Origin of the sequence: Chloracidobacterium sp., from assembly GCA_025057975.1 — a bacterium.
Taxonomy (GTDB): Bacteria; Acidobacteriota; Blastocatellia; order Chloracidobacteriales; family Chloracidobacteriaceae; genus Chloracidobacterium.
Genome location: JANWUV010000001.1, coordinates 228,183 through 251,253, shown reverse-complemented (window position 1 = coordinate 251,253; position 23,071 = coordinate 228,183). Strand labels below are relative to the sequence as shown.

Here is a 23,071-nt window from a genome sequence, read left to right as displayed (position 1 = left end):
GAGGACGCCACCGTGCGCGGTGAATACCAGACGCTTCGCATGCTTGCTCTTGAGGGCAAGATTACCGAGGAAATGATTGCCGTCGCCGAAGACGAACGCCTCGACCCGGAATTCATCCGGCAAGGTCTCGCCGACGGCACCATTGTCATTCCCAAAAACATCAACCACAACTTCCGCCCGATTGGGATCGGCAAGGGCCTCAGAACAAAGGTCAATGCCAACATCGGGGCGTCGGGCTACCACCAGTTGCTTGAAGAGGAAATCCTCAAGCTGCACGCCGCCGTTCAGTACGGCGCGGACAGCGTGATGGACCTCTCAACTGGTACGGATCTTGACCTCATCCGCGAAACGCTTCTTCGGGAAAGTCCGCTGATGCTGGGGACAGTACCGATTTATCAAGTCGCGGCGGAGGGTTCGATTTTGAAGATGGACCCGGAGGAACTGTTCGCCGTCATCGAGAAACAAGCCCGGCAGGGCGTGGACTATATGACGGTGCACTGCGGGGTGACAAAGGAAACTGTCAAAAAGCTGCGCAACCACCAGCGGATTGAAGGCATTGTGAGTCGCGGCGGGGCGTTGTTGGCGGCCTACATTGAAGCGACAGGCAATGAAAACCCGCTCTATGAACAGTTTGACCGGTTGTGCGACATCTTTGCGCGGTATGATGTGACCTTCTCGCTGGGCGATGGGCTGCGTCCGGGCGCCACCGCCGACGCCAACGACCGGGGACAGTTGGCCGAGTTGCTAGTGCTGGGCGAACTGGTGGCGCGCGCCAGAGCCAAAGGCTGTCAGGTCATGGTTGAAGGGCCGGGGCATGTGCCGCTCGACCAGATTGCGGCAAGCGTTCAGCTCCAGAAGCGCATTTGCGACGGTGCGCCGTTTTATGTGTTGGGGCCGCTGACCTGCGATGTCGCGCCGGGGTACGATCACATCACGGGCGCGATTGGCGGCGCTATCGCCGCTGCCGCCGGGACGGATATGCTGTGCTATGTGACGCCAGCCGAGCATTTACGCCTCCCCGACCGGCAGGATGTCATCGAGGGTGTCATTGCGACGCGGATTGCGGCGCATTCCGGTGATTTGGTCAAGGGCGTCAAAGGTGCGAAGGCGTGGAATGATCAGATGTCCCGCTACCGGAAACAGCTTGATTGGGAGGGGATGTTTCGGCTGGCGATGGACCCGGAAAAAGCGCGGCGGTACAAGGAGGAATCCGAAGCGGCCAACGCCAAAGTTTGTTCAATGTGCGGAAGCCTCTGCTCAATCAACCTTGACAATGCCGCCATTGAAAAATTTTCTCGTAGCAAGCCGGACACTTCGGAGAAGTTCCTTGCCTCGCGGCCGGCGGTCGCGGCCGCCGTCGGTGATTGAAGTTCGGCCGCCCAAGTAAGCGCCTGTGGTGAAAAGCCGCTTGACATCCGGCGGCGTCCTGCCTACTCTGAGTCGTTCCCCGACGACGGGTGCGGTCACGGGCGGTTAGCTCAGTGGTAGAGCATCGGTCTTACAAGCCGGGGGTCACTGGTTCGAGCCCAGTACCGCCCACCACGTCGGATGCGGGTAGAAGCAGGCAATGTGGGCGTCGGGGACGCGAGGTTTGCGGAGTTGTAGCTCAGCTGGTTAGAGCGCCGGCCTGTCACGTCGGAGGTCGCGGGTTCGAGCCCCGTCAGCTCCGCCACAAACGTCAAGGGAAAAAGCCGTTCTTCATTGGTTTGGAGAACGGCTTTTCGCTTTTCGCCGTATTCTTTCGCCTGCGTTTGATTCGTCGTCGGTTGCGTTTCGCTTATGCCGTTAAGCCACATTGACGAAGCCGGGAGGCTGACTATGGTGGATGTGACGGACAAGCCGCCCACCGACCGGACAGCCGTCGCTTCCGGCGTAATTTACATGCAGCCGGAAACCCTTGACGCCATTCGCGCCCGCACGACCCCTAAGGGCGATCCGCTTGAGGCGGCGCGGCTGGCGGGTGTTTTGGCCGCCAAACAGACCGACCGGCTTATTCCGCTGTGCCATACCTTGCCCCTGACGCACGTCAACGTCGAGTTAACGCTGGGGCCTGACCACATCGCGATCACAGCGACAGCGCGGGCGCGGGCGAGTACTGGTGTTGAAATGGAAGCGCTGACGGCTGTCAGTGTAGCGGCGCTCACGTTGTTCGATATGTGCAAAGCGATAGACCGGACGATGCGGATTACCGACATTCAAGTGCGGTCAAAAACTGGCGGCAAGTCGGACTGGAACACCGCCGACGGAGGCGCGTAGTGGATGCCGGTCAGAAAGCGCAAGCCGGCCAACCCACACTTTCCGCAACTCGAACGGGCGCTGGCCGAGGTGTACGGTTGGGCGCCAAATGTCGGGCTGCGGACGGCGTTGCAAGCCGTGGTAACGGAAAAGTCGCGGCGGCTGTTGTTTGACGAAACGACCTACTGCCGCGTGGCGGCGCAGTCGCCCGGCGAGCTGCACTCCATCGCCGAGGAGATTGCGCTTGGGGAAACGAGTTTCTTCCGTGAACCGGAACAGTTCCGCGCACTGTGGCGGTTGGTGTTACCGGGACTGATTGAGAAACGGGCGGGCGTGAAGCGGTTACGACTGTGGAGCGCCGGCTGCTCGACAGGTGAAGAACCGTTTTCGCTGGCGATGATCCTTGAGGACCTGCTAGGCGACGCGCCCGACTGGCGGATTGAAATTCTGGCGGTGGACTTGCGCAGCAAGGCGCTGTTGCATGCCAGTCAAGGGCGTTACCATCCGCTTCAGTTGCGCAATCTGGATCCGACGTTGCGTGAACGCTTCTTCCATGGCGTCTACGCGCCGGACGCGCCGCCGGGCGAGCTTGACCGACGCTTACGGCGCAACATTCGACTGCGCCACGCCAATCTCTATGACCCGCACCTTTGGCGACATCTGCCCGGGCCGTTTGATGTCATCGTGTGCAGTAACGTTCTAACGCACATGCACCATACGGCAATTCAGCAGACGACGGCCCGCCTGCAACAGGCGCTTGCGCCGGGCGGTTACTTGCTGGTGGGCAGCGCGGAAGTCTGCCTTGTCAATCAGCCGCGTTTGCGGGTTGCGCCGACTCTACCAGGTGGCTTTTTCTCCCGACCTGAGTAGCCCCACCGGGCGCGGCGACACAATGCCCTAACTCGCCCAGCGATGACCCACAAGATGAACCGCCGCCATTTTCTGTTCCTGTGTTGTCTTGTCCACGACTTGCAGCGGGTGGTTCTCGGCCAGCGGCGCGCAACAACACCGCCGGTGCTGGGCCGCGCCAACTCAGCGCAGCGCTTGTTTGCGCGCTTGCTCCAGCTTGAGGACCAGCGCAACTACGACGACGAGGCGTTTGTCGAGATGCTCAGCTCGTCCAACGCGCGTGTTCGGCGGCGCGCTTGTCTGGCGCTCGGCCGAATCGGCGATCCTCGCGCCTACCGTCTGTTGCTGGAGCGGCTGTATGACGACGGCAACGCGCGCGTCCGCGCCATGGCGGCGTTTGCGCTAGGCGAACTGGAAACGACCGAACCGCTGGAGGATTTGCGCCGGACGCTTCTCCGGGAGGCCGAGGTCGTCCCGGTGCGAGCGCGCTGCGCCGAAGCTCTGGGGAAAATCGTCGCCGCCAACGCCAAGACGCTGGACGCTGATACAGTCCACACCATGCTGGCGGCTGTGCTGGCATCGCTCCCGAAACCAGACGAAGAAATTGCGCCTGAAAGTGAGCGGGAGCTTTTCACGGCACTGTCTCTGACGGCGGCGATGCGCATGCGGCAAGCGGCAAGCGCGCCGCCGCTAATCAAACTTCTGGCGTCTCCAAACGCCTCTGTTCGCTTCCATGCCGCAAATGCCCTGGCGCGATTGAGTGAGTTACCGGAAACTGCGCAGGCTTTCGTACGCGAGCGGGAGCGCCTTCTGACGTATTTCCGTGAAGAAAAGCAAGCGGTTGTCCGCGTGGCGCTGGCGCGTGTGCTTGGGGCGCTGGGCGACGCGGAAGCGACGGCCGTTTTGTTGAAGGCGCTGGAGGCGGATAACGCCGCCGTACGCATCGCTGCTATCCGAGCGCTCGCCGCCACGCGCGTACCGGAGCAGGCCGCGCCGCCGCTGCTGGCGCAATTGGCGTCGGAGTTGGGGCGTTACGGTGAAGTTCCGGACGCGGAGCGGCCGACATGGCCGGGACTACTTCAGACGCTCACGTTGGCGGAAACGCTAGGCCGCTTGAAGGTCGCCGCCGCACGGCCGTTGCTTGAACGCCTGCGAACGCTCCCTACTGGGCATATCGGCGCAGCCCCGGAAGTAGAAATCGCGCTAGCCCGACTGGGGGCGGACGCCTTCTTCGGAGCGAACACTGAAAAGCCATTGCTTCCACCGGCCGATGATTGGCGGGCGCAGGCGAACTACTTCGCCGGATTGGCGGTGTTGCCACCAGATGACGCGCGGCGAGCGCGCGTCGTAGAGCATTTTCTGGCGCTGGATGCCCTGGACGCACGGGCGCGGACGGCGCTGTTGGCCGCCATACCGAAAACGCCAGCGTGGGCCGCATTTTGGGCGCGCGAGTTGCGTCATCCCGATGTGATGGTGCGCGCAGTAGCGGCGGCGGCGCTGGCTGTATTGCCGCCGACCGAGGACGGGCGGGCGGCGTTGAAGGCGGCGTTGAAGTCTGCGGAAAACGACGTGCAGAATGACGCCCGACTGGCGATTTTGGACGCGCTGGCGGCCGACCCTCACCCGGAAGCAAAGGCGACGCTTGAAGCGGCGCTGCGCGACGCCGACTGGCTGGTGCGCAAGCGGGCAGGCGACATCCTACTGCGCCGTCTATCGCCCACGTCGGATGCGGACGCGCGCTCGGCGCAAGTGGAGGAAATCCGCCGCCGCGTAGGAATTTGCCAGGTGAATCGCGTCGAGGCGTTTTATGGGCGGTTAGTGCGGCAATATGCGCGCCGCCCGTGCGCCGTCGTCACGACGACGAAGGGAGAACTGACGCTGGAGTTGTTTCCCGAAGATGCGCCGCTGACGGTGGAAAACTTCATCACGTTAGCCGAACGCGGCTTTTTCAATGATTTGACGTTTCACCGGGTCGTTCCGAACTTTGTCGTCCAAGGCGGCGATCCGCGTGGGGACGGCGACGGTGGCCCTGGCTATCAGATTCGCTGCGAAATCAACGAGCGACCTTTCATACGGGGCAGCGTCGGTATGGCGCTTTCCGGCAAAGACACAGGGGGAAGTCAGTGGTTTATCTGCTATCTGCCGCAGCCGCATCTGGACGGCGGCTATACGTGCTTTGGACAGGTAGTTGACGGTTGGGAAACTTTGGATCAGCTTGTCTGTCGGGACCGAATCTTGAGCGTGCGTATCGCTTGATGGAACGGCGGGCTTCCTTTGCGCTACCCGGACACTGCGCTTACGTCAAGTAGGTTGTGGCGCAGGCTTCAATCTCCTGCGCCGTGTCAAGCGTCAGAGCTTGCGCGATGAATCGTTCCGCGTCCCGAATCGAGAGCCGGCGCAGCGTGGTTTTGAATCCGGGCAGCGCCGCCGGTGACAAACTGAACCGACGAATGCCCAAGCCCAGCAATGCCAGCGCACACAGCGGCTGTGCCGCCATTTCCCCGCACATTGTCAACGACTTGTTCGCCGCCCGGGCCGCCGCAACGACGATGTTCAAGCTCGATAGAACGGCTGGGTGCAGCGGCTGCTGCAAGTAGCCAACCCGTTCATTGCCACGGTCGGCGGCCAGCAGGTACTGGACAAGATCATTGCTGCCAATTGAGAGAAAATCGCTTTCACGCGCTAAACGGTCGGCAATCAGGACAGCGGCCGGCGTTTCAATCATTGCGCCGAGTTCAATCCGCCCGGCCGCTGCGCTAGACGGCGCAACCGCCTGACAAGCTTCATCGAGCCGCCGCCGCGCCATGCGCAGTTCGCTAAGACAGGTCACGCGCGGGAGCAAAATCCGCACCCGCCCGACTTCGGCGGCGCGCACTATCGCCCGCAGTTGCGTTCTGGCGACCGCTTCGTGGGCCAGCCACCACCGGACGCCATGCCACCCCAGCGCCGGGTTGGGCTCGGCGACGCGCAGCGGCGCGGGTAAAGTGTCGCTACTGAAATCAAAGGTCCGAATCGTCGCCGTTCTATCTGGTGAAGCTTGAATGACGGCTTGGTACACCGCACATTGCATGTCCTCGTCTGGGAGAGCTTCGGCGTCGCTAGGAACAATAAACTCCGACCGGAAAAGCCCAACGCTTTGCGCGCCGCAGCGTTCTAGGGCTGGCAGTTCGGACTGAATCTCAATGTTGGCCAGCAGGTGGCAGGCGACGCCGTCACGGGTGACAGCTGGGAGGCGCGCCGCCGTCAGCCTATCACGGCGAAGTCGTTGCCCAGCGGCGCGGCGTCCCAAGTAAACCGTCTGCGTCGTGCGCCGGGGACGGAGAATAACCTCACCCTGCGAACCGTCCACGATACACGGGACGCCCTCTGCGGCATGGTCGAGCGCCTCACGCGCGCCGAAGACGGCTGGAATGCCTAAACTGCGCGCAATAATAGCGGCATGCGTCATGACGCCTCCGGCGTCAGTGACGAGACCGCTCAGATTTGTCGTGTTCAGCTCCGCCAACATCGTCGGTGAAATGTCGTCGGCGAAGATGATGGAAGGCGACTCCAAGACTGGAACCTGCAGCGGTTGACCGGAAAGGATACTGATCAGTCGCTGCCCGATGTCCTGAATATCGTCACGTCGCTGGCGAAGGTAGTCGTCTTCCGTACGGTCAAAGTTTGCCAACAATGACTCAACAGCGCGCTTGACAGCCCATTCAGCGTTGACGCGGTGTCGCCGGATGTTGTCTTCAATCGCCTGCGTCAGAACTGCGTCATCGAGCATGAGAATGTAGGGGTCAAGCAAGTGCGCCGAATTTTGACCAGCTTGTTCCCGAAAGTGCTGTTTGACCGCCTCTAGGTGGCAACGCGCGCGCTGCATCGCCTGTTTGACGCGCGTAATTTCCAATGTGACACGATGCGGCAGGACATTGATAAACAACGGCGGCCGGCTCTGTGGCGCTAGACGCACAACTTGCCCAAAGCCGACGCCGGGGGAAGCCGGCGACGCTTTGAAGCAGAGTTCCGCGTCAGTCAGCGGACTAGAAGACATGGGACGACTCCTTGTTCTCGGTGAAAAGGGCAGCGACGGCCTCAATCGCCGCCGCTTCGTCTTCACCCTCGGCGCGGATGACAAGCTGAGTGCCCTTAACAGCCGCCAAAAACATCACGCTCAGCAGGCTGCTGGCATCCACAAAGTCGGCGGCGTCGGCGCGGCGAATCAATACGCGACTCTGAAACTGCTGAACGACCGTTACGAGCCGCGCAGCTGGGCGTGCATGCAGGCCAAGGGGATTAACGACGGTAACAAGTCGTTCCAGCGGCATGGAGCGTCTGTTCAAGGGTGGCCGGTCGAGATGCCTCCGGGCGCAGAGGGCTCCGCCGGCCAAAACAAGCGATGTCCTACGCTAGCTTGTCCGCATCCGAACAAGCTCGCTAGCTAAGTGGATGCTCTTGCGTCCCTGCTCTATGACGCAGCGCGCCACATCCAGCACCGTCCAGTCAGTTGGTGCAGTCGCTAGTTTGATGACCATCGGCAGGTTGACGCCGGTAATGACTTCAACCTGCACCGGCCCAGCATACGTCATGACCAGGTTAGTCGGTGTGCCGCCGAACAGGTCGGTAAGCAGCACCACGCCGCTGCCCTGATCGGCCTCCAAGATGGCGCGCTCAATTATGCCCCGCGCCATATCCACATCATCATGCCAGTCAATCGAAACAGCCCGCACGTGGCTGATGTCGCCGACGATCATTTCCGCCGCGTGCAACAGCTCGGTGGCCAGTTGTCCATGTGTCACGATGACGCCGCCGACGCGGGGCATATAACCAGAAACCACCCAGTTGTACGTGGAATGTCGCGGCCCAGAAACGGCGGCCGGTGAGAAACGCAACGCAAACGGCGACCGGCGGCCGTGCGTCACGGCGTTTTTCTTTTGTAGCACACCGGCCAACGGCTTGACGAGTCATGCGTTTAGCATCGCTGTTTGCGAATCATTTGTCCTTCGCCGGAGGCGTCAGCGGGACGCCTCCGGCGACGCGGCCAACGCTTGCGCCGCACGCTCATCTGACTGACGCGCCAAGCCTTGCCGCGCCGCCCGCCGTACCAGCGGTGACGGATCGCGTAGAGCGTTCAGGAGCAACGGCAGCACGTCAGGGTGACCGTCTTCGCCAAGTCGCTGAAGTAGGACGGCGCGGACGGCGGGGTCGCTAACTGAAAACGCTTGGCGCAGGACGGCCCGCCCGGCTTCACCGCAGGCTAGGAGGGCGTCCGTCAGTTCGTCCGGCGTTACTGTAAAGCCTCCAGCCTGTCGCGCCAGCAGCGATGCCAGCGCCTCCACGTCGCCGGCGCGTCCCAGCGCTTCTACAGCGGCCGACCGCACCTGCGTCTCTGGGTCCGTTAGCGCAGCGCGCAGCAGTTCCCGACTTTCGTGGTTGGGCGGCAGCATCCCTAGCGCCCGCAGGGCGTCGGCTTGCAGGCGTGGATTTTTCGCCCGCGCGCGCTTGAGAACGGCCTCGCGGGCCGCCTCGCCGAACTCAGCGACGGCCCGCGTCAACCACCAGCGCACTGGAAACCGAGTCTCCACGTCCAGCCGGCGCAAAAGCGCATTGAGCGTGTCGGTGTCGCGGTAGGCGCGCAACAAGGCGGCTGCCGTAGCGCGTACGCTTGGCTCGGGCGACTCTAGTCGCTGTAACAAAGCCGTACGCGCCGTCTCTGGAGCAAGTTGACGCAGCACTTCATACGCCCCGTACCAACTACGCGCCTCGCGGCGGTCAAGCATCGCCAGCAGTTCGCCGTGCGGCGCGGCGCCCTGTTGTAGCAGCGCTTGCCGCGCATAGAACCGAACTAACGCCGAAGCGTCGTTGAGCGCGCCGACCAACGCCGGCGGCGTTTGTGGATCACGCCATTCGCTGAAGCTTCGCGCCGCCGCCGCCCGCACTCGCCAATCGGGGTGATGCAGGGCCGCCAGCAACGGCATGACCGCCGCCGGCGGCTTTGTTTTGGTCAGCGCACGTATCGTTTCCCCGACTAGTTCGGCGTCCCGGTCGCGCAACAGGGGCAGCAGTACGGCGACCGCCTGTTCTCCGCCGATCTCACCCAACGCGGCGACAACACGCATCCGTAGGGCCGCCTCAGAGGCATTGAGCGCGGCCGTCAACGCCGCCGTCGCTTCCGGCCGCCCAAGCCGCCCTAACGCCGCCGCCGCCGCCAACCGCACCGCAAGCGGTTCGCCCTTACGCAGCCGCGCCGCAATCTGTGGCACGTGGGCGGCGTCGCCAAGTCGTCCCAGCAGGCGCAATGACTCGATGCGGCGTGCGACGTTTGGGGAATCTAGGTCGTGCAGTAGGCGTTCTGGCGTCACGCCAAGCCGCTTCAGTGTCGCCGCCGCCGTCGTCCGAACAGAAGGGTCAGCGTCGTCCAGCGCTGCAAAAAGCGGTTCGGCTGCCCGCGCGTCCCCTAGCCGACCAAACGCCTCGACGACGGCACGGCGTGTCTGTCCGTTTCCATTGGCGAAGCTCCACCGCAGCGCTTCAAAGCCTCTTGCGTCGCCCAGCTGACTAAGCTGAAGCGCGATTTCAATCCGTGCCGTCGGCGTCAGTGTCGGGTCGGCAAGCCGGGCGGTCAGCGCCTCCGGCGTGACGCCCAACGCTTCCAGCGCCTGATCAATAACCGGCGCATGCGCCGATCGCGCTGCAAGGAGCGCCGCCGCTGCCACATCACGGTCAAGCGCTTGTAAGACCTTGAGATAAACCGTTTGCGTCGCCGCCGGCGGATTAGTTTTGAGCCGTTCGACAACGGCTTCTGCAACGTCACCGGCTGGATGCGCCCGCAAAGCTCCGATTAGGAGCGATGCTATTTCGGCTTCGGCCGCTGGCAAGACATTCAGCGTTTCCGCCAACGGGGCGTGCGTCCCATACGCCGCCCACGCTCGCGCCGTCGCCAACCGCACCGCCGCCGAACCAGACTGCAGCGCCGCCGCCAGAGCCGGCGCAGCCCGTTGCTCGGGCTGACGCGCCCAGTCCTCCAGCAGGAGGCGCTGAGTCGCTGCATCAAAATGTGTAAACTCGGCAATGATGCGCTCGCCTGCTGACTGGTCGCCCGTCCGATACCGCGCTAGCGCAATTTCCCGATCAAGGTTCGGGTCGTTTCCCATCCATTCGGCTAGTTTGGCCGCCGGAGCGCGACATTGGAAACGCGCGATGCACCGCACAACGATGCGCTTTTCGTCCGGCGTCAGCGTTTTCTCAACGAGGCGGATAAGCACAGGCTCGACAGCCGCCGCGTCGAACCCTCCCAGCGCGTCGAGGGCAAGCCGGCGCATCGTTCCTGCTTCGCCTTCCGCCACCCGCGCCACCAGCGCGAACCCGGCCGGAGCGCCGATCTCACCCAGCGCGACAATAATCCGCGCTTGGTTATCCCAGTCTTCAGCGTCAAAACGCGCCACAAGCGCCGGAACGGTGGCGGCGCACCGCCTCTGTCCAAGCGTTTGGATAGCGCAAGCTCGAACATACCAGTGAGGGTCGTCCAATCCGGCGCTGAGTTCTGGCGCGCAGCCCAGCGCAGTGGATAACGTGGATGCGCGTTTCAACCAGTCAGGCGGTTCCGGCGGCGTCTGCGCCGCACTCGCTCCCACGAGCCAGCAAAGCAGCCCGGCAAGCAGCCAGATTCGGTTTCTTAGGCTAGGCATGACGGAGACCTTCCGCTGGATTGAGCGTCGCTGCACGCCAGGCAGGATAAACGGCAGCCAGCAAGCTTAGACCGAGGGCGACGCCAAGCACCACGGCCGTATCAAGCGCGGAAAAGCGAAACGGGACAGACGCAATCGAGTAAATCCGCTCATCAAGCCGAATCAACCCGTAGCGGTCGCAGACGATCGTCGTGGCTGCGCCCAGCGCCCCACCGCACAGCACGCCCAGTAGCCCCAACGCCAAGCCCTGCGCCAGAAAAATCAACCGGATGGCGCGCGGCGTCGCGCCCAGCGCTAGCAGGATGGCGATGTCGCGGCGTTTTTCCGTGACCAAGAGCGTCAGCGTGGTGACGACGTTGAGCGCTGCGACCAAGATCACCAAGCTGATGACGACGGCGAACGCCAGACGCTGAAGGTTCAGTGCGGCGAACGCCGTACGATTCAAGGTTGCCCAATCTTCAATCACGTAGTCAGCGCCGAGTTTCGCCTGCAAAGCCGCCGCCGCCGCTTGGTACGCACGTGGGTCGTCGAGCATGACCTGGATGACCGTCGCCGGCGCTTCATCGCCGGTCAGCCGACGCGCGGCGTCCAGCGAAATGTAGGCCCAAGCGGCGTCGTATTCATATAACCCCGACTCAAAAAAGCCTACAACGCGGAGAGGGTAGGCGGCCGGCAAGCGGCCAAATGGCGACAGTTCGCCGCGCCCGTGCGGCGTCAACGCTTCGACGACATCGCCGACGCGAAGCTTGGCTTCCTGCGCCAGACGCTTGCCTAGAATCACGCCGTCGAGAATCGTTCCGTCCGGGCCGCGCGTCGGCGTCAAATCCGCTAGCCGAACGCCCGGACATAGGGTGCGCGTCACTTCAAGCGCATCCGGCGGTTCCGACAAATCAATGGCTTTCAACACGGCCGCCGCCGTCCGTGAACTACCGACCAAGAGGGCTTCCCGGTAGGTGGTCGCCGTCGCCGACCGCACCCCCGATGTTTGCTGGATGCTGGCCTTGAGGGCGGAAGGGGCGTCAAGGGGGCGGCCGCCGCGCCGCAGAACGTTGAGGTGCGCCGTCCCCGCGAGAATTTTGCCCTGCAGCTCGGCCTCCATCCCGCTCTGGAAGGCCAGCGCGACGGTCAGCGCCCACACGCCGACGGTCAACCCCAGAAGCGCCAGTCCGGCGGCGACGGACAGGGCGGCTCGCCGCCGCGCCCAGAGGTAGCGCCACGCAATCAACCACACATAGCCCATGCCGCCTTTCCCACTACCGGCTTACTGGGTTTCGGCTGTTTGCCCACGCTGCAACTTGGCTTCAATGCGGTGGATTTCTTCTGGGTCGGTCGCCAAACTCCGGGCAATTTTCCATTGCCGCCGTGCGCCTTCCAGATCGCCCATCCGTTCCAGTACGTCGCCCAGGTGGTCGTTAAGCGTCGCGTTGCGCCGGTCATATCCAAGCGCTTGCTCGATGTAGTATTTCGCCAAATCCAGCCGGTTTTGCTTGAAGTACACCCAGCCGAGGCTGTCGAGAAACGAACTGTTGGTGGGCTCGATATTGACCGCCCGCTGCACCAGCGCCAGCGCCTCGTCCAACCGTTCGTTGCGTTCGGCGAGGAAATAACCCAAGTTATTGAGCGCCGTTGGGTTGTCCGGGTCGAGCGACAGCACGGTGCGCAACAGTTGCTCTGACTCAGCGTACTGTTTGCGGCGTTCGAGAATCGAACTCAGCGTAACCAGATAGGCGATGTTCTTTTCGTCGTAGCGCACCGCCTGCCGCGCCGATTGTTCAGCGTCCTCAAACCGGTTGGCGTCGCTGAGGATAATCGCCTTCATCTGCGCAATCTCGCCGGCGTCGTCAACTTCCTCGGCGACTTTTTTGAGTTCTTTCAACGCTTGGTCAACCTGCCCTAACCGCGAGAGCACCTGCGCTTCGAGATAGACAAACTGCCGCTCCTGTGGGAAACGCCGCCGGGCGGCGCGGGCCGCCTTGAGAGCTTCTTCATGTCTTCCCTCGCTGCGCAGCGACTCAATCTCCAGCATATCAGCCAGCGCGCTTTCTGCGCCCAGCATGCGCCGCATCCGGTCGTAGGTGGCGATTTCCTTGTCGTTTCTGCCAGCGGCTTTGTAGGTGGCGGCGATCCGCATCAGGATGAGTTCAGCGCGCTCGCGCTGGCTTTCGCTTACAGAGTTGTCAGGGTTGACGACGCTGCGCAGCGCCGACTCGTAAGCGGCGACGGCTTCCTCTATCCGTCCCAGTTCAGCCAGTGTTTCCGCTAGGGCGTACTGCTGAGCCAACGTCTCCGTTACATCCTGACCGGCGAGCGCCTGCTGCAGGGTTTTGACGGCTTCTTCGCGCCGGCCGCTGCGGCGCTGCACCTGCGCCAGGATGGAAAGGGCTTCAGGATGATTGGGGTGGACGGACAAAATCCGTTGCACCTGCTGTTCGGCGTCGGCATAGCGCCCGCCGCGCATCAGCGCCTCGGCGTAGCTCAGCGTCAGCCGCAGGTTGTTGCCGTTTTCTTCGAGCAGTTCGCGGAGCACTTCAATGGCCTCAGCCGTTTGCCCCGCGTACAACAGCGCCTGAGCGAGCCTGTAGCCCCACTGGGGATTTTCGCCGCTAAGCACATAGGCTTGACGCGCCGTGTTGGCGGCGTCACGGTAGCGCCGTTTGCGGAAGTACAGCTCCGTGGCAGCGTCAAACTCTTCCGGGCCGCCCTGATTGGCGCCGATCAGCTTGGCGTACGCCGATAGAGCGTTGTCCACTTCATTCAAATCGCGGTAGAGCCGTCCCAGAAGCCGGTACACATCCAGATTGAGGCTATCCAGTTTGGCGACAGTCTCAAGCGCGGCGACAGCTTCGCGGGCCTTCTCACGGTTGAACGTAGCGCCCAGCGCCTGACTGTAAAGCAGCCGCCCCAGCAACCAGTGCGCTGTGGCATCCTCCGGGTCGAGGGCGACTGCTTGCCGGGCATGCTGTTCCGCGTCTCGCAGGTTGCGCGCTTCAAGGTAGAGATTGCCTAACTCGACGTGAGCCGCGGCCGCTTTCGGATCAAGCGCCAACACTTCCTTGAAGGCGGCAATCGCGTTGAGGGGGTCTGCTTGGGCGACGTAGCGCCGCGCCTGCAGGAATTTCTCGTAGGCCTTGATCCGTTGGTCCCGTGACGCCTTCGCAGGCGGCGGCGAATGCGGCTTTTCGGCCCGCGGCTTAGGCGATGGTTGCTGTGGGAGCGCCGGCGTTGTCACCGACCCGGCCGCCACAAGGCAGCCCGAAAGCAAAATAGCAATTCGTGTAACTGGCATAACCGTGAAGCTCCGGAGGAAGCGGAAAAAACGCCAAGTGAAAAAGCCGACCGCGCCCTGTGGGAGGGGCGTTGTTGCGTTGTGTAAATCTAGCCGACTTGCCGCCGCTTGGGAATGATTTCCGCGCAGGGGGAACACAAACCTCCCGTCCACTGTGGCCCACTCAGGATGACGCCAGGGCGCCAGCTCAGTTCGGTTTTTCCACGCCAGGAAGCGGTGGGAATTCCCGCCGAAGGTACTCTAGGAAGTCCGTCAGTCCGGCAGCCTGAAAGTCATGGATGAAAATGTCGCGGACCTGAGGGTCAGCAAAGGCCGCTCCGCCGATGACAATGCGTGCGCCATGTCGGCGGGCTGTTCGGTAGAAATGCCCATAATCGCGCCGGAGGCGCTCGAGGTCGTGCACGATGGTCGCCGAAATGCAGATAAGGTGTGGGGCGAACCGCTGGGCGGCGTCGGCGAAAGAAAACAGCGGCGTGTTCGGTCCGAGCGAGATTACGCGCCAGCCTTCGGTTTCCAGCACTTCGACCACCAAGTGCAGCGCAATTTCGTGTAGATCGCCCTCCGGACAGCCACACAACGCCAACCGTCCGTGCGCAGGCGCGCGCGGCGTTTGCCGGTGGAGATGCTCCGTCGCCGCCAACGTCACCTGCGATGCGAGGTGTTCTTCCCAGATGTTGAGTTCGCCGCGCCGCCAGCGTTCGCCAATCAAGTGCAGCACCGGCGTCAAGATGCGTTCTTTGATGTCAACGGCGGAAACGCCGCCCTGGTAAACGCGCTCCAGCAGCGCCATGCCGGCTGCTGCGTCGCCGGCGACGGCGACTTCGTAGTAAAGCGCTTGCAGTTGCGCCCAGTCGCGCGCCGCCACAGCTCGATCGAGGCCGCCAAGTTTCACCGCGCTCGCTTGTTCCGCCTGCAGCACGCCGCCTGCCTTCCGTTGGAAGTCAAGCAACGCCTGTAAGGTGAAGCGCCGGTGCCCGCCGGGTGTCCTTAGGCAGGGCAGTGCGCCGCTGTCGCTCCACCGTTTGATGGACGACTCACTGACGGCCCACATGCGCGCTACTTCGGCAGTGGAGTACGTCGGCGACTGATTCGATGTAGGCGGCGCAGAGCGTTTAGAGCGAGGCACGAAACGGCTACCTAGGGTTTGCGGTGAACGTTTTGAGCGTTTTTGGCAGGACTCTTCCAACCAAACTGTAAGCGACCTCGGCGATTCGGTCAAGCCGCCCGCCAGTCACTAGCTTAGCGATAAATCGCCTTTTCCAAACTATTTAGACAAGCCTCTTGGTTTCGGGCGGCGTCGGGTTCGGAAAAAAGCGTGCGAAATGACTTGACTGATTTGAGCGTTTTTCGTACTCTTTGCGCCGTGAGCCGAGTCAAGCGGCGACCAAGCAAGAAACAACGGTCGCCAGCTCTTCAGAAACGGCTCAGCGAGATTGTACGGGCTTGGCGCGCATCGCTTGTTTGGAGGCTTGGAACGACGACTCCGGGGGGAGTTCTCAGGTCTCTTGACGCTTGGGGGGTTGCGGTGCGCGTCAAAACTTCGTGAGTCGGCGGAAGCCGACGAGAACCGATTGGGGCGCTCTCCTCTCGGAGCGCCCCAACCAAATTTTCCGCACGGAAGTCGCCCGTAGATGTGCGGTTATGCTTGGTTTACTGGATAAGCTTCGGGTAGGATGGCGAGGCAAGTTCCCACAGCGTTGTTTCACCAGAGGCATTCGCATGACATCGCTTAAGGTTCGAGTGGCGGCGACGGCGGTACGCCTCGCGCTATGGCATCCGCGTTGGGCGTGGCGGGTCGTCCGTTGGGTGACGCCGCCGGCGCTGCTCGTGCGCCGCTGGTGGGCGCGTCTTCGACCATCGCCGGAGGCCCGCCTTTTGGAGACATTGACGCAGGAACTTGCCCAGGCTGTTAGCGGTGAGAATGTGGATTGGCGGGATGTTTACGCCCTCGGCGAGTTGTGTATCCGCCGACACGCCTACGCGGAGGCGGCGCTGCATTTCCGACGGGTTGCCTTAGCAGCGCAGGCGGAGCAGGAGTTACGGCGTTCGGCGGCTTCCTGGCTGGGGCGCGCGCTGGAGTACGCCGGAGACTTACCGGGCGCAAGGGCGGCATATCGCGCCTACTTGGCAGCGTTTCCTGAAATCAGCCGCTTTGAGCGCCAGCGTCTGGAGCGCCGTCTGGCTGAGTTGGACGGTGTTTCAATTGAAGCCGCGCCGGCCGCGGAGCCATTTCCGGCGTCAGCATTTGAACGCCCCAGCCGATTGGCCGTTGGGAGACGCCGATGATGACGCCGACGCCCGCCGACACGGCGGCTACAACCACCAACGCTCTGGGCAGCGCGCGCGAAGCTGCGCCGCCGGCAGTCTTTCTGCCGCTGGTTGAACGAATTCAAGCCGTCGCCCACATTGTGGACGCCGCCATTGCGGATGATCTACGGGAGGTCACACAACCGGAACTGCGCCAGGCGGTGACGTACTTGTTCGAGGGCAAGGGCAAGCGCCTGCGGCCGTTCCTCGTCGTGACGACGGCCGAAGCGGCCGGCGGCGCGCTGGAGGAAGCTATCCCGCCAGCGCTGGCGGTAGAGTACTTGCACAATCTGTCGCTCATTCACGACGACTTGATGGACGGCAGCACGGAGCGCCACGGACAGCCAACCCTGCATACCCGCTTTGGGCTGAGCTTAGCGCTACTGGTGGGAGATTGGCTTTATGCCAAAGCGGTCGAGCAAGCGTCGCGCATTCGTCGCCACGCACTGCGGATGGTGCACATTCTCGGGCAAACAGCGAAGCAAATGTGCTACGGCCAGTTTGACGACCTGTACTTTGAGCGGCGCTTTGATTTGGATATCGAGGACTACCTTGCCATGGCCGCCCGTAAAACCTCGGCGCTCTACCGAGCCAGCTGTGTGTTCGGTATGTTGACGGCCGACGCCGACGAGGTGCGCCTCACGGCGCTGGCGGCATTTGGAGAAAAAATCGGGACGGCGTTTCAAATCTGGGACGACGTTTTAGACCTCCAAGCCGACCCGCTGCGCCTTGGCAAGCCGCTCGGTTTGGATATTCGGGAAGGTAAGAAAACGCTGATTGTCATTCATTTCCTCAAACATGCGCGGCCAGCGGCGCGTGCGCGTTTCCTTGAACTGCTGGGGAAACGTGACCTCAACGGCGAGCTTCCAGAGGCGATCGCGCTTTTGGAGGAGACAGGTTCGATTGCCTTCGCTCGCAACCTAGCGATTGAGTACCTTGTGGAAGCCAAGCGGCATCTGGCCGTCCTGCCGCCCGGGCCGCACCGAACGCTATTGGATCTTTACGCCGACTTCATGCTGCAACGGCGGCACTAAGCCGCTTTCCACCGCCTGCCAGCCGCGTTGAAAGCCGGCCGAGCCTGTCATCGGCGCGCAACGAACGACGCAAGTCACTCGCCGGCTACAGGGTGCGCCAAGTTATTTTGGCGCTACAGTTTCCGAAGCTTCCACTCGCTTGCGACGCCGGCAAAGGCCGAGCGACAGACCAATCCAAGCCAAGCCGGAGGAACCCATTGCGGCAAGGCCGCCGTCTTGCAGGTTCGGCGAGAAGCGTCCGGCTACGCCGACGATGAGCCAGGCGACGCAGAAGACGTAACCCGCTGTCGTACGCATCTGACGAATGTGGTGCAGCAAGGTGATGCGCCGAGCCTCAGCTTCGAGGTAGTCATCATCTCGACTTAGGCGTTCGTAGTAGCGCGCCTCGCGTTGCGCCCGGCGACGGAGCGCAGGGTCAGAGACACTGTCGGCGGCGGCGCTATAGTAGTGTGCGACGCGCGCCAGTTGGCTGTTCCGAAAGGCCAGTTCAGCCAGTCCGGCGTAGGCGCGAAACAAGCCGCGATCCACCTCGACGGCTCGCCGAAAACAGCGTTCGGCGCGCACAAAGTCTAACAACTCACAGTAAGCTTCACCGATGCGCTCCAACAAACGCGGTTCTTGTTGCGCCAACCGGGCTGCTAGACGCAGACAAGCGCCGGCGCGGAGTCGCCACCGCGGATGCTCCACCGCTGCTAGGCAACAGAAAAAACGGCCCATTTCGCACAGCAATTCGGGATCGCCGCGCGCGCGTCCATAGGCTTCCTTGAAGCAGCGCAGCGCCGGCTTGAAGTCGCCCATCAGCGCAAGGTAGTTAGCAATGTGCCGCAGCAGCGGGGACGAAAGCTGTGCGATCTGGTCGTTATCCAGCGTCTCGGCAATGGTCGCCACCGGCGGCGGTGAGCCGTAGCGCCGCCATGTCAGCGAGTGCAAGTCGAGCTTGGCCTCGGTGGTGGACGCCAACACCGCCGTCACGAAGCGTGAGTACCCCGCCATATTGGAAAAGACAACCGCTTCGAAGTCCGCCCCAGTGAAAATGGTGCGAAACCGATAGCGCGCAACACCCAGCGGGAGAGACAAGACCTCTGTGACGACCAGCTCCAGTTCGGTCAGGGGGAGATCGGAGCTCGCGCCCAGCAGTTTGCTTTTCAACCAAGCGTAAGGCCCGCGTCGCCGCAAATAACGGCCGTCAAAAACGAGGCGCTCAAAGCGCGCCGCCGCGATTAACAGCGGGAAAACCGCCAGCAGCGTCACGCCGGCCGACGAATACCCAACCCGGAAGGCGACGCTCGACAGCATGAGCGTCAGGCCGGCGGCAAAGTAGTAACGCCCCTGTTCAGTCTGAATGTGGTAAACAGGCGGTGGGCAGGCGTCGGTCACGGACGCACTATGCCAGCGCTGACGCCGGAACGCCAACCGTTTCGACGCCCCCAAACCGGCGGTTTCGACGCTGATAAGCCACCAGCGCTTCTAGTAAATGCGTCCGGTTGAAGTCAGGCCAGAGCGTGTCGGTCACGAAAATTTCCGTGTACGCCATCTGCCACAACAGAAAGTTGCTCAGACGCATTTCGCCGCTGGTGCGAATCAACAAGTCGGGATCGCTTTCCGTGTAAAGGTGACGCGCTACGTCTTCCTCCGTCAGCGTCTCCAACGACCGTCCTAGGCCTATGAACTCACGCGCCACAGCGCGTAGGGCGTCTACAATCTCCGCCCGCCCGCCGTAGTTGAAGGCGACGTTAAGCGTCATCCGGCGGTTGTTCGCCGTCGCCGCCATGGCGCAATCAAGCGCCTTGCGAATCTCCGCCGATAACGCTTCCAGCCGCCCGATAAAGCGCAGGCGAACGCCGTAGCGATTCAGCAACGGCACGTCGCGCTGAAGGCAATCCTGCAGTAGGCGCATCAGCATGGCGACTTCCAGACGCGGCCGCCGCCAGTTTTCCGACGAAAAGGCATAGAGCGTCAGCGTTGGGATGCCCAGTCGTGCGCAGTTTTCAACCGTCGTGCGCACCGCCTCGACGCCGGCCGGATGACCAGCAATGCGCGCCTTGCCTTGGCGGTTGGCCCAACGTCCGTTACCGTCCATGATGATGGCTAAATGACGCGGGAGGCGGGCGGGGTCAAGTTGACGGAAAAGGAAATCATCTAAGGAGCCGCGTTCAATCAGCGATTCAAACTCGTGCATTCAAACGTTGCGTAGATTAGCCGTTTTCAAAATCGCGGCGACGGCCGCTAGTGCGGGTAGAATGGCGCAGATACTAGTAATCGACACGCAGCAGCGTCAAGCCGTGGGGCGGCGCGGTGACAATCGTCGCAAACTGCTTTGCGCCGCAAAGCAGTTCTCGAATCACGTCCGGGGCAAGCTTACGTTGCCCAACGGCAAGCAGCGCGCCGACCATGCGGCGTACTTGGTGGCGCAAAAAACCATCGCCGTAGAAGGCGACAGCGACCAACTCGGACGGCCACAGCGGATCGCCTGCCGCCAGCGTTGGTTCGGCCGGCGACGGATGCCACGTTACGGCGTGAATGGTGCGAACCGTTGTCTGAACCGTGCGGTCGGCTACGCTAAACGGCGCAAAGTCATGGCATCCGACAAAATGCCGCGCCGCTGCGTCCATTGCTGCCCAGTCCAACGTCGTCGGCACGGTTAGGCTGTAGCGTCGCCAGCGTGGACTTTCGACCCGGCCACGCCAAAAAGCGTAATGGTACAGCTTGGCGCGCGCCGACTTGCGGGCATGGAAATCCTCGCCGACGACTTCCACCCGCCGCACGCGAATATCGGGCGGCAGGTGGGCGTTGAGGGCGGATTGCCAAGTTTCTACGGTGCGCGACTGGGTGACATCCGTGTGAACGACCTGACCCAGGGCGTGAACGCCGGCGTCCGTGCGTCCAGCGGCGTACAACCTCGCCGGACGCCCAGTGAGCGGAACGAACGCAGCAGCCAGCACGCTCTGTATGCTCCGCGCATTCGTTTGCGCCTGCCACCCGGCGTAATCCGTACCGTCGTACTCGACCGTCAGCTTCAGGCGCGGCATCGCGTGTTCATATTGCCGAGAGACGGCGCTGGGATAGCTTCAGCGCGCTTCCTAAATCCTCGGTCGGACAAGACGCCCACGCGCCCCCAGCTGCGCCGTCGCAGAAAATCACTAGGAAACCTCAACCCGCAGTCCATCATAAGCCAACCGGACGCTCGGCGGCAGGCGCGCGTCCAGTTCTGCATGGCGAATGTCGTGCGCAATGTGGGTCAAATACGCCCGCTTCGGCTTTAGTCGCTCGATGTAGCCCAGCGCCGCCTCCAGGTGTAGGTGTGTCGGGTGCGGTGCGTAGCGCACGCAATCAAGAACGAGTGTCTCCAGCCCCAGAAGTCGCTCACAGGCGGCGTCGGGAATGGCGTTGCAGTCGGTGACATAAGCGAAGTTGTTGAGCCGAAAACCAAGCGTCGTCATATCGCCGTGCGGCAACTCGACAGGCGTGACATGCAGCCCACAGAGGGTAAAGTCGCCGCCGATGACGTGCGGTATGAGTCGCGGCCGACTCGACGGCCCCGGCGGGCCGAAAGCGTAACTGAACATTCGATACAGATTTGCCCACGTCTCCGCGCTGGCAAAGCACGGCGTCGCCCCGTGGCGGTAGTTCAGTGCCCGCAAGTCGTCAATGCCGAAGACGTGATCGGCGTGGGCGTGTGTGATGAGCACGGCGTCGAGCGAGGTCAGCCCGGCGCGCAACGCCTGCTGACGAAAGTCAATCGCCGGGTCGATCAGAATATGTGCGCCTCGGTAACGGACAAGCAGCGACACGCGCAGGCGGCGGTCGCGTGGGTCATCGGACGTACAGGTTGCGCACGTGCAGCCGATCATCGGGACGCCAACCGACGTACCTGTGCCGAGAAATTCAATCTCCATCATGTTTGGAAGCCGTTGCCGTGTCGGTTGCAGTCATAGAAAGCCGCCAAAAAAGTTTGGCGGCCGGAACGCCGGCCGCCAAGGCGGTTCGCCGATGCCGTGGCGAGTTATTCCACAATCGGGCTTTGGGTGCGGGTTGAACCATCACCGCCGGTTCGCAGCGGGGTGCTGGGCCGCAGCCCGCCGCCGGGGCTGATGACGCCGGGACTGCCGAGGCCGGCGTCGCCGCCGTAGCCGCCACGCATGGGAGCGCCGCCGTAATCAGGCGTCATCCCGCCGCGCATGATCCCACCGCGCATCGGCGGTTCGTAGCCGGGCTTGCCAAACACGCCGTCGTCAAACGACGGCCGAGCGACCGTTGAAGGTAGCTCCCGGTGCGGCAACGCCGGGAGATAATCGTCGTCACCGACCATACCAGCCGTTGGCTGGGGTGTCATCGGGAGACGCGGTGTCAGGCTCGGCCGGGGCGTCAGCGATGGTCGTCCGGCGCTCAACTCACCGACCGGCTCGTGTCCGGGTTGGTGCGGCTCAAAGGGCATGTCGGACGGCGTCATAGGCGTGGAAGCCGGAGACTGATGCGTGCCGGCCGTCAGCGGCGCGTTCAGCCGCATCGGGTTGCACAGCAGGGTTGGGCGATAGAAATCCCACAGCAAACCCCAGCACGTGCCGTATGCGAAGCCGTAGGGCGAGTTCCAGAAGCTATAAAACGGAAAGAACGTGTAGCCGCCAAGCCGCGCGTCAAAGAGCCAGAGGCCGAAGAAAGGCGCGTAGCCGAAGCCGTATGCCCCGTTTTGCCGCCAGTTGTTGAAGGCCGTCAGAATGTCGCGGTCTTTGAGACGGGCGTTGGCGTCCCGGAGGATTTTCGCGCGGTTGCGACTCCAAGCGTCGAAGTCATCCTGTGCCTTTTTGTCGAGCTTGGCGGTGGTGAACGTGGCGGCTTCGAGCGTGACGAGTTGTTTGTCCTTGATAGGCGTCAGTTTACCAGCTTGCTCGACGGCGATGCGCCCCTTGACGACGGCAATGGTCGGCGCGCCTTCCGCCGGAACAGTGACGCGATACAAGCCGTTGCGCGCTAGATTCACCATGCCGTTGGGCAGGATCAGGCGGATGAAGAGTTCCGTCCCATCGGTGCCCGTGACTTCAAACAGGGCGGCGCCGCGTACGACTTCAATCGTCAGCGCATCGAGGTTGGGATTCGTCAGGATAATTTCCGCTTCACGGTCGAGTCGGAGGTAGGAGCCGGGATTGAGAAGCATTTCGGCGCGTCCGTCCGCGCCAGTCCGCAGCCGGTCGCCAGCTTTGAGGCGGCCGCCAACGGCGGCGGAACGCCAGCTGCTATTGTCTTTGGCGCGGCAGGTTGTGACCGCACCTTCAACAAAGTTGACGACGCCGGCCTTGGCGGAGACGATGAACTGTTCAGGTAGGCTGATATTATTCGCGCCTCGAATCGGAACTTCTGCCGTTGTCGATTGATGAGTCGTCTGAGCGGGGACGGACGTTGCGCCAACCGCATATGCGCCCGCCAATAAAGTCAGTGTAAGAAGGGAACGCTGCATACTAAGAGCCTCCGTGGGGGATGGTTGAGTCTCCCGGAAACAACAAGGTTTCCCAGTATGGTGGGTTGCGAGCGGTGTTCCGAAAGCCTTCGGAATGTTGAATGCGGCGCGGGGACTATGGCACAGGTTGCTCAGTCGCTCAAGCCCGCAGCACTTGAAACTTAGAAATGGATGCTCGGAAACGGAACGGGTAGTGCGTCAAGACGAAGAGGCAGCGACTGCGGGACGGTAGTGAGCG

18 protein-coding genes and 2 tRNA genes are annotated in these 23,071 nt (G+C 62.6%); 8 read left to right on the top strand and 12 right to left on the bottom strand.

The features are described from left to right. Window positions 1-39: 39 nt before the first annotated feature. The 6 genes from thiC (at window position 40) to NZ585_01005 (ending at window position 5,340) form a co-directional block, all read left to right on the top strand. Complete coding sequence (gene thiC / locus NZ585_01030) at window positions 40-1,368, top strand: phosphomethylpyrimidine synthase ThiC (protein ID MCS7078620.1); 1,329 nt, start codon at window positions 40-42, stop codon at window positions 1,366-1,368. A gap of 99 nt (window positions 1,369-1,467) precedes the next feature. Then, a tRNA-Val gene (locus NZ585_01025) sits at window positions 1,468-1,542 on the top strand. 53 nt (window positions 1,543-1,595) lie between these two features. Next, window positions 1,596-1,672: transfer RNA gene (locus tag NZ585_01020), tRNA-Asp, on the top strand. A gap of 107 nt (window positions 1,673-1,779) precedes the next feature. After that, complete coding sequence (moaC, locus tag NZ585_01015) at window positions 1,780-2,256, top strand: cyclic pyranopterin monophosphate synthase MoaC (GenBank protein MCS7078619.1); 477 nt, start codon at window positions 1,780-1,782, stop codon at window positions 2,254-2,256. Window positions 2,257-2,259: 3 nt separating this feature from the next. Further along, a complete protein-coding gene (locus NZ585_01010; GenBank protein MCS7078618.1) occupies window positions 2,260-3,105 on the top strand; it encodes a methyltransferase in 846 nt (281 codons plus the stop codon). Window positions 3,106-3,159: 54 nt separating this feature from the next. Beyond that, window positions 3,160-5,340: a peptidylprolyl isomerase gene (locus NZ585_01005; GenBank protein MCS7078617.1), complete on the top strand. Its 2,181-nt coding sequence runs from the start codon at window positions 3,160-3,162 to the stop codon at window positions 5,338-5,340. Between the two features lie 40 nt (window positions 5,341-5,380). Here the strand turns inward: NZ585_01005 and ptsP are convergent, their stop codons facing one another. The 7 genes from ptsP to NZ585_00970 form a co-directional block, all read right to left on the bottom strand. Next, on the bottom strand, window positions 5,381-7,120 hold the full coding sequence (gene ptsP, locus NZ585_01000; protein ID MCS7078616.1) for a phosphoenolpyruvate--protein phosphotransferase: 1,740 nt from the start codon (window positions 7,118-7,120) through the stop codon (window positions 5,381-5,383). Continuing rightward, a complete protein-coding gene (locus NZ585_00995; protein ID MCS7078615.1) occupies window positions 7,110-7,394 on the bottom strand; it encodes an HPr family phosphocarrier protein in 285 nt (94 codons plus the stop codon). The genes ptsP and NZ585_00995 overlap by 11 nt, the downstream gene beginning before the upstream one ends. An 81-nt stretch (window positions 7,395-7,475) precedes the next feature. Beyond that, window positions 7,476-8,009 carry a PTS sugar transporter subunit IIA gene (locus NZ585_00990; protein ID MCS7078614.1) on the bottom strand — a complete coding sequence of 178 codons (534 nt, stop codon included), beginning with the start codon at window positions 8,007-8,009 and terminating at the stop codon, window positions 7,476-7,478. 72 nt (window positions 8,010-8,081) lie between these two features. Further along, complete coding sequence (locus NZ585_00985) at window positions 8,082-10,754, bottom strand: HEAT repeat domain-containing protein (GenBank protein MCS7078613.1); 2,673 nt, start codon at window positions 10,752-10,754, stop codon at window positions 8,082-8,084. Then, on the bottom strand, window positions 10,747-11,994 hold the full coding sequence (locus tag NZ585_00980) for an ABC transporter permease (protein MCS7078612.1): 1,248 nt from the start codon (window positions 11,992-11,994) through the stop codon (window positions 10,747-10,749). Before NZ585_00980 ends, NZ585_00985 begins: the two co-directional genes overlap by 8 nt. A 21-nt stretch (window positions 11,995-12,015) precedes the next feature. After that, entirely contained in the window at window positions 12,016-14,040 is a 2,025-nt protein-coding gene (locus NZ585_00975; GenBank protein MCS7078611.1) for a tetratricopeptide repeat protein, read from the bottom strand. Window positions 14,041-14,227: 187 nt separating this feature from the next. Then, window positions 14,228-15,166 carry a cobalamin-dependent protein gene (locus NZ585_00970; GenBank protein ID MCS7078610.1) on the bottom strand — a complete coding sequence of 313 codons (939 nt, stop codon included), beginning with the start codon at window positions 15,164-15,166 and terminating at the stop codon, window positions 14,228-14,230. Between the two features lie 593 nt (window positions 15,167-15,759). Between NZ585_00970 and NZ585_00965 the strand changes: the two genes are divergently transcribed. Both NZ585_00965 and NZ585_00960 read left to right on the top strand, forming a co-directional pair. Then, entirely contained in the window at window positions 15,760-16,326 is a 567-nt protein-coding gene (locus NZ585_00965; protein ID MCS7078609.1) for a hypothetical protein, read from the top strand. Then, window positions 16,323-17,381, top strand: coding sequence for a polyprenyl synthetase family protein (locus tag NZ585_00960; GenBank protein ID MCS7078608.1), 1,059 nt, complete (start codon window positions 16,323-16,325; stop codon window positions 17,379-17,381). Before NZ585_00965 ends, NZ585_00960 begins: the two co-directional genes overlap by 4 nt. A 102-nt stretch (window positions 17,382-17,483) precedes the next feature. Here the strand turns inward: NZ585_00960 and NZ585_00955 are convergent, their stop codons facing one another. The 5 genes from NZ585_00955 to NZ585_00935 all read right to left on the bottom strand — a co-directional run bounded on the left by NZ585_00955 (window position 17,484) and on the right by NZ585_00935 (window position 22,833). Further along, the gene (locus tag NZ585_00955; protein ID MCS7078607.1) at window positions 17,484-18,758 is read right to left on the bottom strand and encodes a hypothetical protein; all 1,275 of its coding nucleotides are present in this window, start codon (window positions 18,756-18,758) and stop codon (window positions 17,484-17,486) included. 7 nt (window positions 18,759-18,765) lie between these two features. Continuing rightward, on the bottom strand, window positions 18,766-19,560 hold the full coding sequence (gene uppS / locus NZ585_00950; protein MCS7078606.1) for a polyprenyl diphosphate synthase: 795 nt from the start codon (window positions 19,558-19,560) through the stop codon (window positions 18,766-18,768). 73 nt (window positions 19,561-19,633) lie between these two features. Next, window positions 19,634-20,410 carry a tRNA pseudouridine(38-40) synthase TruA gene (gene truA, locus NZ585_00945; protein ID MCS7078605.1) on the bottom strand — a complete coding sequence of 259 codons (777 nt, stop codon included), beginning with the start codon at window positions 20,408-20,410 and terminating at the stop codon, window positions 19,634-19,636. 111 nt (window positions 20,411-20,521) lie between these two features. Continuing rightward, window positions 20,522-21,280, bottom strand: coding sequence for an MBL fold metallo-hydrolase (locus NZ585_00940; protein MCS7078604.1), 759 nt, complete (start codon window positions 21,278-21,280; stop codon window positions 20,522-20,524). A gap of 104 nt (window positions 21,281-21,384) precedes the next feature. After that, complete coding sequence (locus tag NZ585_00935; GenBank protein ID MCS7078603.1) at window positions 21,385-22,833, bottom strand: FecR family protein; 1,449 nt, start codon at window positions 22,831-22,833, stop codon at window positions 21,385-21,387. Window positions 22,834-23,071: the final 238 nt, after the last annotated feature.